Annotated in this window: 10 protein-coding genes; 7 read left to right on the top strand and 3 right to left on the bottom strand. The window is 71.3% G+C overall.

Annotated features, from left to right (window positions below; translation table 11 throughout):
• On the bottom strand, positions 1–1,054 hold a 1,054-nt coding region (locus AC1DZ6_RS10910; protein WP_477097202.1), incomplete at its 3' end, for a DUF2339 domain-containing protein.
• A gap of 255 nt (positions 1,055–1,309) precedes the next feature.
• On the opposite strand from AC1DZ6_RS10910, the gene AC1DZ6_RS10905 reads away from it, so the two are divergent.
• The 5 genes from AC1DZ6_RS10905 to AC1DZ6_RS10885 are packed head-to-tail and all read left to right on the top strand — an operon-like array spanning position 1,310 to position 6,275.
• Positions 1,310–1,681 (top strand): MarR family winged helix-turn-helix transcriptional regulator, encoded by a 372-nt coding sequence (locus AC1DZ6_RS10905; protein ID WP_477097203.1) that lies wholly within the window; start codon positions 1,310–1,312, stop codon positions 1,679–1,681.
• A gap of 12 nt (positions 1,682–1,693) precedes the next feature.
• Positions 1,694–3,703 carry an FUSC family protein gene (locus AC1DZ6_RS10900; protein WP_477097201.1) on the top strand — a complete coding sequence of 670 codons (2,010 nt, stop codon included), beginning with the start codon at positions 1,694–1,696 and terminating at the stop codon, positions 3,701–3,703.
• Positions 3,700–3,906: a DUF1656 domain-containing protein gene (locus tag AC1DZ6_RS10895; protein WP_477097200.1), complete on the top strand. Its 207-nt coding sequence runs from the start codon at positions 3,700–3,702 to the stop codon at positions 3,904–3,906. The genes AC1DZ6_RS10900 and AC1DZ6_RS10895 overlap by 4 nt, the downstream gene beginning before the upstream one ends.
• 3 nt (positions 3,907–3,909) lie before the next feature.
• Positions 3,910–4,827 (top strand): efflux RND transporter periplasmic adaptor subunit, encoded by a 918-nt coding sequence (locus tag AC1DZ6_RS10890; RefSeq protein WP_477097199.1) that lies wholly within the window; start codon positions 3,910–3,912, stop codon positions 4,825–4,827.
• Positions 4,824–6,275: an efflux transporter outer membrane subunit gene (locus AC1DZ6_RS10885; protein ID WP_477097198.1), complete on the top strand. Its 1,452-nt coding sequence runs from the start codon at positions 4,824–4,826 to the stop codon at positions 6,273–6,275. The genes AC1DZ6_RS10890 and AC1DZ6_RS10885 overlap by 4 nt, the downstream gene beginning before the upstream one ends.
• Positions 6,276–6,428: 153 nt before the next feature.
• Here the strand turns inward: AC1DZ6_RS10885 and AC1DZ6_RS10880 are convergent, their stop codons facing one another.
• Together AC1DZ6_RS10880 and AC1DZ6_RS10875 are read right to left on the bottom strand one after the other, a co-directional pair.
• A complete protein-coding gene (locus tag AC1DZ6_RS10880; RefSeq protein WP_477097197.1) occupies positions 6,429–7,541 on the bottom strand; it encodes a CaiB/BaiF CoA transferase family protein in 1,113 nt (370 codons plus the stop codon).
• Entirely contained in the window at positions 7,538–8,701 is a 1,164-nt protein-coding gene (locus AC1DZ6_RS10875) for a CaiB/BaiF CoA transferase family protein (RefSeq protein WP_477097196.1), read from the bottom strand. Before AC1DZ6_RS10875 ends, AC1DZ6_RS10880 begins: the two co-directional genes overlap by 4 nt.
• Positions 8,702–8,849: 148 nt before the next feature.
• Here AC1DZ6_RS10875 and AC1DZ6_RS10870 point away from each other — a divergent pair, with 148 nt between their 5' ends.
• Together AC1DZ6_RS10870 and AC1DZ6_RS10865 are read left to right on the top strand one after the other, a co-directional pair.
• Positions 8,850–9,701: an aldose 1-epimerase gene (locus tag AC1DZ6_RS10870; RefSeq protein WP_477097195.1), complete on the top strand. Its 852-nt coding sequence runs from the start codon at positions 8,850–8,852 to the stop codon at positions 9,699–9,701.
• A gap of 70 nt (positions 9,702–9,771) precedes the next feature.
• Positions 9,772–10,119 (top strand): TylF/MycF/NovP-related O-methyltransferase (locus AC1DZ6_RS10865; RefSeq protein ID WP_477097194.1); only part of this gene is annotated, 348 nt, incomplete at its 3' end.

Here is a 10,119-nt window from a genome sequence, read left to right as displayed (position 1 = left end):
GCGAGATCAGGCTGGTCCCGATCAGGGCGATCAGCGGCAGGCGGGCGAAGAGATCGATCCGCGGGGCTTCGTCAGGCTCGCGCATCCGACGCCAGAGCACTGCGGCGATCGGGCCCGCCAGGGCGAACGCCATCAGGACGGCGGCGTCGATCGGCCTGCCGGTGAACAGCACGACCAGCGCCCAGACCGCTACGCCGCCCAGGCTCGCCACGCCCGCCCCGCCCCAGCGGCGCAAGCCGGTGATCGCCGCGCCGGTGGCGGCGACCAGGATCAGATAGGCGTCCAGGGTCACGGGCGGCCAGTGACCGCCGCGGGTGATTGCCGGGGCCAGGAAGGCGCCGAGCAAGGCCAGCAAGGCCAGGGCTTCGCCGTGCAGCAAGGCCAGACCCAGCAGGCCGCCCGACACCGCCACGGCCAGCACGGCGGCCAGGGGCAGGGGGATCAGACCGTAGAGGATGTGGGCGGCCCAGACCGCGCCATACAGGGTGACCGCGCCAGCTCCGGCGGCGGCCGACGCCGCCAGGGCGTGGCGACCGCCAGGCGCCTGGGTCTGGCGACGAATCCACTCGCTGGCCGCGACCATGGCCAAGCCCAGGATAGCGGCGGCGGCGATGCGGAACGGCGGCGTGAACACCCCGCGCTGAGCGGCGTAGACCACCAGCAGCAACCCGCCCAGCGCCAGCCCGCCGCCGCCCAGCCAGGCCAGCCCGTTCTCGGCCAGCCAGGTGGAGGCCTGGGCCCAGGTGAAGGCGGGGACGGGCGGCGTGAAAGGCGACGGCGGAGCGTACGGAGGCGAAATAGGCTGTGAAACGGAGGGCCGGGCTTCGGACCGCGCGGCGGGCCGGATCGCGGCGGGCCGATAGGTCGGCATGGCGGGCTTGGACGACGGGGCGTCCGACGGAATGACCAAGGCCTCAGATTTCGGCGCGTGGTCTTCGGGCGGGATAGCGGCCGACCGGCTTTCCAACGCGCGGACCTGGGCCTCCAGCGTCTCCACGCGGCGGTAGAGGGCATAGGCGAAGGCCGCCAAAGTGAGAATACCAAGCCAGACCACGCGTAACCCCCGACGGCGCCTCCCAAACTACCGGGAGGCGTCACGCGGAGTTGTGCCCATTCCCGGCGTCATCGTCCACCGGCCAAGCCTTGCGGCAATCTAGATAGGATGCTATCTAATATCGATAGCAAGCTACCTATCTGGGTTCGCATGACCGTTTCATCTTCCCTGTCTCCCCGCCTACTCAACGAACGCACCTTCACCGGCTCGCTGCTGCGCCTGGCCCGGATCTATCGGCGCGAGGTCAACCGCGCCTTGGCCGAGCACGACCTGTCGGACGCCCGCGCCCTGCCGGTGCTGCACATCGCCCGGTCGGGCGGCGGCATGCGTCAGGGCCATTTGGCCGAGGAGCTTGGCGTGGAGGGACCGTCCCTGGTCCGCATCCTCGACCAGCTGTGCGCCGCCGGTCTGGTCGAGCGCCGCGACGATCCCAAGGACGGTCGGGCCAAGACCCTGCACCTGACCGCCGAGGGCGACGCCCTGGCTGTGGTCGTCGAGGACGCCGTCCAGGAACTGCGCACCCGGCTGCTGGCGACCGTCAGTCCCGAGGACCTGGCCGCCACGGTGCGCACCTTCGCGGCCTTCGAGGCGGCGCTGGACGCCGCCGCTTCGGCCGAGGAAGGCTGAAGCCGCTTCGCCATGCCCAAGCTCGACAGATGGACGCTGCTGTTCTCGGTGAACAGTTTCGCGGCGGCCATGCTCGCCCTCTATATCGGTTTCGCCCTCGGCCTTCCCCGGCCGTACTGGGCGATGACGACCGCCTATATCGTCAGCCAGCCGTTGGCCGGGGCCGTGCGCTCCAAGGCCGTCTACCGGCTGCTGGGCACCCTGCTGGGCGCGGCCGCCGCGGTGGCCATGGTGCCCAACCTGGTCAACGCCCCGGTGCTGCTGTGCCTGGCCATGGCCCTGTGGGTCGGCGGCTGCCTGACCATCTCGCTGCTGGACCGCACGCCGCGCGCCTACATCCTGATGCTGGCCGGATACACCGCCGCGATCATCGGCTTTCCGGCCGTGAACCAGCCCGGCGGGATCTTCGAGATCGCCGTCTCGCGGGTGATCGAGATCGGCCTGGGCATCCTCTGCGCCACCCTGGTCCATAGCCTGGTCTTCCCGCGCCCCGTGGGAACGGTGCTGCGCAAGCGCCTGTCGGCCTGGCTGGGCGAGGCCGACCGCTGGGCGCTGGACGTGCTGAAGGGCCGGGGCGCCGACGCCCTGGACCGCGACCGCCGCCACCTGGCCGCCGCCGCCAGCGAGATCCACCTGCTGGCCGTCCACCTGCCGTTCGACACCTCGCGGCTGCGCGAGACCACCGGCGCGGTGCGGGCCTTCCATGACCGCATGCTGCTGCTGATCCCGCTGCTCTCGGGCCTGGCCGACCGCATGGAGGCGCTGAAGGACGTCGCCCATCCGGCCGTCCGCGAGGCGCTGGACGCCGTCGCCGTCTGGATCGAGACCGGCGCCCCGCGCGAGCCCGGTCTGGCCCTGGTCGAGCGGCTGCAGGCGCTCGCCGCCGAACGCGACGGCGTCGACTGGTCGGGCCTGCTGATCGAGAGCCTGCTGGTGCGCCTGGCCGAGGCCGTCCAGGCCCTGGGCGAGGCCCACGCCCTGATGATCCGGCTGTGCGATCCCGACGCGCCGCTGTCGCCGGCCCTGGAGACCGCCGCCGCCACGGCCGGCCGCCGCAAGCTGCATGCCGACCTGCCCCTGGCCCTGCTGTCGGGCGGGGCGGCGGTGATCGCCATCCTGCTGTCGTGCGTGGCCTGGATCGGTTTCGGCTGGGGCGACGGCGCGGCGGCTYCGGTGATGGGGGCGGTGTTCTGCTGCTTCTTCGCCGCGATGGACGACCCCGTTCCGGCCATCAAGAACTTCGGCCTCTATTCGCTGTTCTCCCTGCCGCTGGCCGCGCTCTACATGTTCGCCGTGCTGCCGGCGATCGACGGCTTCCCGCTGCTGCTGGCCGTGATGGCCCCGCCGCTGGTGTTCCTGGGCCTGTACATTCCCAACCCCAAGACCATGGGCGCGGCCCTGGCGGTGATCATGGGCTTCGCCAACGCCCTGGCCCTGCAGGAGAGCTTCAGCGCCGACTTCGCCAGCTTCCTGAACGCTAATCTGGGTCAGTTCGTCGGCCTGCTGGCGGCGATCATGGTCACGGCGGGGCTGCGCTCGATGGGCGCTGACGCCAGCGCCCGGCGCCTGCTGGGCCGCACCTGGACGGGCCTCGCCCGCCTGGCCCGCGCCAAGGCCGCGCCGGAGCCCACCGCCTTCGCCGGCGTGCTGGTCGACCGCCTGGGCCTGTTGACCCCCAAGCTGGCCGAACCCAATCCGCGCGGCGACCTGATCGGCGTCGACGCCCTGCGCGACCTGCGGGTCGGCATGAACCTGGTCGCGGTCCAGGGCGCCCGGCCGGATCTGAACGGCGCCAGTCTCGACGCGGCGCTGGACGGAGTGGGCGAGCGCTTCGCCGCCCTGGCCGCCGGCCGCGTCCCGCCGCCTGACGCCGACCTGCTGATGAGCCTTGATGTCGCCCTGCGTGACGCCGCCGCGGACGCCTCCGTGCAGGGCGTGACCGGCCTGGTCGGCCTGCGCCGCAACCTGTTCCCCGACGCCCCCGCGCCGAACCTGTCCCCTGTCGTGGAGCCCGCCCGATGATCGGCGAGATCAACCTCGACGGCGTCCTGCTGTCCTCCGTCCTCGTCTCGGCCCTGATCGCCCTGGCCGCCGCCTTCGTGCTGCGACGGGTGCTGTCCTGGGCCGGCGCCTACCGCTTCGTCTGGCACCCGGCGCTGTTCGACACCGCCCTGTTCGTCATCCTCTGGGCCGCGGTCATCGCGGTCCCCCTGCCGATCGTCTGAGCCATGCCCAACCTGAAGACCGTTCTCCCGACTATCGGCCGCTTCGCCGTCACCGCCGCCGTCGTCGCCGCCGCCATGGTCGGTGGACGCGCCCTGTGGACCCATTACCAGGTCGATCCCTGGACCCGCGACGGCCGGGTCCGCGCCGACGTGGTCCAGGTGGCCCCCGACGTCTCGGGCCTGGTGACCCGGGTCGAGGCCGTCAACGACCAGACCGTCAAGGCGGGCCAGCCGCTGTTCCATGTCGACCGCGAACGCTACGCCCTGGCCCTGCGCCAAGCGGACGCCAATGTCGCCGCCGCCAGGGCCACCCTGTCCCAGGCCCGCCGTGAACTGGTCCGCAACCGGGCCCTAGGCGAGTTGGTCGCGGCCGAGAGCACCGAGCAGAGCGCGGCCAAGGTCGAGCAGGCCGACGCCGCCCTGGCCCAGGCCGGCGCGGCCCGCGACGTCGCCCGGCTGAACCTGGAGCGCACCGTGGTCTACGCCCCGACCGACGGCTTCCTGTCGGACCTGACCCTGCGCACCGGCGACTATGTCACGGCGGGCAAGCCGGTCCTGGCCCTGATCGACAGCCGCTCGTTCCGGGTCGAGGGCTATTTCGAGGAAACAAAGCTGTCGGGCCTGAAGATCGGCATGCCGGTCAGCGTGCGGGTGATGGGCGAGCCGGGCGTTCTGAAGGGACACATTCAGTCGATCGCCGCCGGCATCGAGGACCGCGATCGCGTGGCCGGCGCGAACCTACTCCCCAACGTCAACCCGACCTTCAGCTGGGTGCGCCTGGCCCAGCGGGTGCCGGTGCGGGTGGCCCTGGACCAGACGCCCGACGACTTGCGGATGATCGCCGGCCGCACGGCGACGGTGGCGGTGTTGGGTCTCGACGGCAAGGACCGGCGTGGCTTGGCGACCGGAGCCGGCCGATGAGCGCCTTTCGCATCATGGCCGCCGCCGTCTCGCTGTCGGTCCTGGCCGCCTGCACGACGGTGGGTCCGAACTACAAGGTCCCCGAGGCCGCCAAGCTCAACGCCTCCACGGCCCAGGGCGCCTTCATCGAGTCCGCCAACTCCGCCGTCAGCCAGGCTCCCGTGCCCGAAGGCTGGTGGAAGCTCTATGACGACCCGATCCTGAACGGCCTGGTCCAGGAGGCCCTGACCGCCAACACCGACCTGCGGGTCGCCGCCGCCAACCTGGCCCGCGCCCACGCCGTGGCCAGCGAGGCCGATGACGCCGGCGGGTTCACGGTCGGCGCCTCGGCGGCGGCCATGCACTCCCGGGAGTCCGGCGAGCAGTTTCTGAAGGCCGAGCAACTGCCGGTCGAGAACTTGGCCGACGTCGGGCTGAGAGTCTCCTATCAGGTCGATCTGGTGGGGCGGATCAAGCRCGCCTCGGAGGCCGCCCATGCCGACGCGGAGTCCGGCCAGGCGGCTCTGGACCTGGCGCGGATCAGCGTCGCCGCCGACGTCGCCCGCGCCTATGTCGAGGCCTGCGCCAGCGGTCACGAACTGGCTGTCGCTCAGCGTACGGTCGATCTGCAATCGCGCAGCCTGCAGGTCACCGGCAAGCTGGTGTCCGCCGGTCGCGGGACCAGCCTGGACGTCACCCGCGCCAGGGCTCAGCTGGATCTGTCGCGGGCCGCCCTCCCCACCTTCGAGAGCCGTCGCCGCGCGGCGCTGTATCGGCTGGCGACCCTGACCGGCAAGACCCCGGCCGAATTTCCGCGCCAGGTCGAGGCCTGCGTCGCCCCGCCGAAGCTGTCCCAGCCGCTGCCGGTCGGCGACGGCGCGGCCCTGTTGAAGCGCCGGCCCGACATCCGCGCCGCCGAGCGCGGCCTGGCCGGGGCCACGGCGCGGATCGGGGTGGCCACGRCCGCCCTCTATCCCAGCGTCTCGTTCGGCCTGGGCGCGGGCTCGACTGGCCTGTTGGCCGACATCGGAACCGCGCCGGCCAACCGCTGGGGCCTGTCGTCGCTGATCAGCTGGACCCTACCGGGCGAGGGCGAGCACGCCCGTATCCGGGCCACGGAAGCCGGCGCCGATGCGGCCCTGGCCCGGTTCGACGGCGCGGTGCTGAACGCCCTGCGCGAGACCGAGACCAGCCTGGCCGTCTACGCCCACGAGCTGGACCGCAACGCGGCGCTGAAGTCGGCCCGAGACGAGGCGGCCACGGCCGAGGGCCAAGCCCAGATGCTATATCGGGCCGGCAAGAGCCCCTACCTGACGGGCCTCGACGCCCAGCGGACCCTGGCCACGGCCGAGGCGGCCCTGGCGGCGTCGGATGGAGCGTTGGCGGCGGATCAGGTGAACCTGTTCCTGGCGTTAGGCGGGGGGTGGGAGAACGCGCCGGCGGTGAGGACTGTGGCGRCTGCTAGATAGGCTCTGCACCGAACACTTGCCCCCTACGGATCGCTTCGCGATCGTCTTCCCCCACAGGGGGAAGAGGGCGCGGTACGATCTCCTCCGCTCCCCAATGGGGGCGGACAGACCGCGAAGCGGTCAGGTGGGGGCAAGTGGGTGAGCCACGGGCGTCTAGCCTCGTCGCCAGCCTTCGCCGGCGTGCTCGTCCAAAGTCGGCGCTCTCGGTTCAACCTTTCCAGGCTCCTCGCGAAATTGGATCGGCGTCCCCACCACCGCGTTGCCCTCGGCATCCCTGGAGATCATCCCCCGCGCCGCCGCCGCCGGATCGTCGAAGGCGTCCTTCAGGCTCCGCACCGGCGCGAAACAGACGTCGCGCCCCTCGAACCACGTCTCCCAGTCAGCCTGGGTCCGTGTGCTGAACGTCTCGCGGAAGAACGCCCGCAGCGGCTCCTGTCCGGGACCGGGCGGCAGCCTGGCGTAGTCCAGCAGGTCCGACCGCCCCAGCGCCTCCAGCAGGTTGGCCGCGAACTTCACCTCCGAGCCGCCCAGTACGATCCACCGGCCGTCGCCGCATTCGTAGAGATTGAACATCGCCGCCCCGCCCCAGGAGCGCTCGGCCTTGGGGACGTTGGCGCGATCCTCGGCGAACACCGGGCCGGTGGCGTTGGGCGTCCAGGCCATCAGGCTGTCGAGCATGGCGACGTCGAGATGGTCGCCTTGGCCGGTCTTCTCCCGGCGCAGCAGGGCCATCAGCACGCCCGACAACGCCGTCAGCGAGGCCAGGGCGTCGGCGGCCATCAGGCCGGGCATGGCCGGCTTGCCGTCCTGGCCTTCGTTCAACGCGACGAGACCCGCCAGAGCCTCGACGGCCAGATCGTGGGCCGGGCGGTCGCGATAGGGGCCGGTCTGGCCGAAGGCGCTGATCGAACAGTAGACGATCCTCGGATTGACCGCCTTCACGGCCGCGTAGCCGACGCCCAGCCGATCGACCACGCCGGGCCGGAAGGCCTCGACCAGCACGTCGGCCTCCTGGGCCAGCGCCCAGAACGCGGCCTGGCCTTCGGGGCTCTTCAGATCCAACTGCACCGAGCGCTTGCCGCGATGGGTGTTGCGAAACCACACGGTCTGTTCGTTGGTCGAGAGCCCGATGTGGCGGCTCGGTTCACCCTCGCCGACCGGCTCGACCTTGATCACGTCGGCCCCGTGGTCGGCCATCATCAGGGTCAGCATCGGACCCGGCAGGAACAGGGACAGGTCCAGAACCTTGACGCCGTCGAGCTTCATTGGCGCTTCCCCAGTAGTAGGTCGTTGTGCTCGCCCATGGCCGGAGCGCGGGCGGCGGGCATGCGTTGGCCGTCGATCCTGATCGGGCAGGCCAGCATGTCCAGGCCCTGGGGCCGGGCCGGATGGTCGATGTGGTCGCGCATCGCCACCTCGGCCACGAACGGATTGTCGAGCGCATCGGCCAGGTCGGCGATCGGCGAGAACGGCACGCGGCCGCCCAGATAGGTCATCCATTCGGCGCCGGTCCGCTGCTCCATGATCGCGTCGAGGATCGGGGTCAGGGCGTCGAGATTGGCGCGGCGCGCGGGCATGTCGACGAAGCGGGGATCGGTCTTCAGCTCGGGCCGGCCGACCAGGTCGCACCAGACCTCCCAGAACCGCTGGGTCTGACACATCAGCATGCCCCAGCCGTCCTGGGTCTTCACCCGCTGGGACGGGCTGATCGACGGGTGGGCCCCGCGCGGCGGCCGGCCGACCTGGTGGCCCTCGTTCATCGCCCACACCGCCGGATAGGAGGTCTGGTGCAGAGCGACGTCGAACAGCGAGACGTCGACGTCGCAGCCCAGCCCGCTGGACCGGGCCTTCAAGACCGCCGAGACAATGCCCAGCGCGAAGACCGAACCGGTCATGAAGTCGACCATCGACAGGCCGAACCGCACGGGCGGTCCGTCCGGCTCGCCGGTCAGGGTCATGAAGCCCGCCTCGGCCTGCATCAGATAGTCGTAGCCCGGCCAGGCCTCGCGGCTGTTGTCTCGTCCGTAGGCGGACAGATGCGCGCAAACGACCGCGGGGTTGATCGCCCTTAGGTCCTCGTAGCGGATAGCCAGCTTCTCCGGCTGATCGCCGCGCAGGTTGTTGACCACGGCGTCGGCGCCGGCCACGAGGCGTTCGAAATCAGCCCGGCCCTCCGGCGTCTTGATCTCCAGCGCGACCGACTGCTTGCCGCGCGAGAACGTCTGAAAGAACTGGCTGTCGCCGCCCCCTGGGGAGGAGGGGGCCAGGAAGTAGGGCCCAAGGCTCCGGCTGATGTCGCCGCCCAGGGACGGGGCCTCGATCTTGATCACCTGCGCGCCCAACTCGCTCAGCAGCTGGGTGCCGTAGGGGCCGGCGGCGTACTGCTCGACCGCCACGATGCGCACGCCGTCCAGGGGTCTGTTCATCCGCTCCGCCTCTGCCCCCCTTTTCGGGTTTGGCCGATGATGCGACGGGCGCCTCGCCGCGCCTAGGGCGACGTTGGGGAAGGGCGCTTGTTTCGCGGCGCCGATCCGCCTAGGCAAGCCGCGTTGTCGCTTTCCCTCTCGAGGCTCCATGACCGTTCTCGTCCTGCAAACCGCCCGCGCCCGCGTCGAGCTGCTGCCCGCCCTGGGCGGTTCGGTGGGTCGGTTCACCTGGGACGGCCGGGATCTGCTGCGACCGACGCCGGCGGGCGCGACCGAGGTGCTGGACACCGGCAACTTCGCCCTCGCGCCGTTCTGCAACCGCATCCGCGACGGAAGCTTCAGCTTCGGCGGCCACGACGTGGTCCTGTCGCCGAACCTGGGCGACCATCCGCACGCCCTGCACGGCCAGGCCTGGCGCGGGGGCTGGAGCGTGGTGTCGTCTGGCGAGGCCGAGGCCGTGCTGGCCTTCGACCACACCCCCGGCGAATGGCCCTGGGCCTATCGCGCCGAGCAGCGCTTCACCTTGGGCGAGGGAGGCCTGCGCCAGGAACTGTCGCTGACCAACACCGGCATAGAGCCGATGCCGGCGGGCCTGGGCTTCCATCCCTATTTCCCGGCCCGCGACGGTGAGCGGCTGCAAGCAGGCGTCACCGGGGTCTGGCTGATCGACGACGACTGCCTGCCCACCACCCAGGTCGAGGGCGTCTGGCGCTCGGACTGGGCGGCCGGCGCGCCGACGGCGGTCAGTGAGCTGATCGACAACTGCTACACGGGCTGGAACGGCGTCGCGACCCTGTCGGCGCCGGGCGGGGCCAGCACCACCCTGACCGCCTCGCCGGAGTGCCGCTGGCTGCACGTCTATTCGCCGCCGGGCGCCGACTTCGTCTGCGCCGAGCCGGTCGCCAACCGCCCCGACCCGTTCAACGGCGAAGACAGCGGGATCAAGATCCTGGCGCCGGGCGAGACGGCGTCGGTGTGGATGAACGTCGGCTCGTCCTGAGCCCATCTGGCTTGACGCGGCCCGGCGCGCCCCCGCATTGAGGGCGTGTTCAGCTTCGAGGATCGAGCCGATGCAGTTTGGATACGAACCGGTTCATCCCCATGCGACCTACGCGCCCTGGCTGGACGACGCGGAATTCCAGGACGTCTATCGGACGGTCCAGCCCAACACCCTGGTGGACCACCTGCGGGCCTTCGAGCTGTGGCGACTGGTCGACCAGGCGCTGAAGGTCCCGGGCGACATTCTGGAGGTCGGCGTCTGGCGCGGCGGCACGGGCTGCCTGATGGCCAAGCGCGTCCAGGCCCTCGGTTCCGACGCCCAGGTCTATCTCTGCGACACCTTCGCCGGCGTGGTGAAGGCCGGCCCGGCCGACCGCTACTACAAGTGTCGGCGTGCTCGCCGCCCTTGTAGTAGCGGT

It is taken from the genome of Caulobacter sp. P1_B12_2 (genome assembly GCF_056406675.1).
Note: the sequence above shows the minus strand (reverse complement) of the source record. Positions and strands in the feature narration are given on the sequence as shown.

What these genes read in the sequence shown, in the direction of transcription:
- AC1DZ6_RS10880 (WP_477097197.1), bottom strand. Translation starts at nt 7,541, where the DNA reads ATGAAGCTCGACGGCGTCAAGGTTCTGGACCTGTCCCTGTTCCTGCCG.
- AC1DZ6_RS10870 (WP_477097195.1), top strand. Translation starts at nt 8,850, where the DNA reads ATGACCGTTCTCGTCCTGCAAACCGCCCGCGCCCGCGTCGAGCTGCTG.
- AC1DZ6_RS10895 (WP_477097200.1), top strand. Translation starts at nt 3,700, where the DNA reads ATGATCGGCGAGATCAACCTCGACGGCGTCCTGCTGTCCTCCGTCCTC.
- AC1DZ6_RS10875 (WP_477097196.1), bottom strand. Translation starts at nt 8,701, where the DNA reads ATGAACAGACCCCTGGACGGCGTGCGCATCGTGGCGGTCGAGCAGTAC.
- AC1DZ6_RS10890 (WP_477097199.1), top strand. Translation starts at nt 3,910, where the DNA reads ATGCCCAACCTGAAGACCGTTCTCCCGACTATCGGCCGCTTCGCCGTC.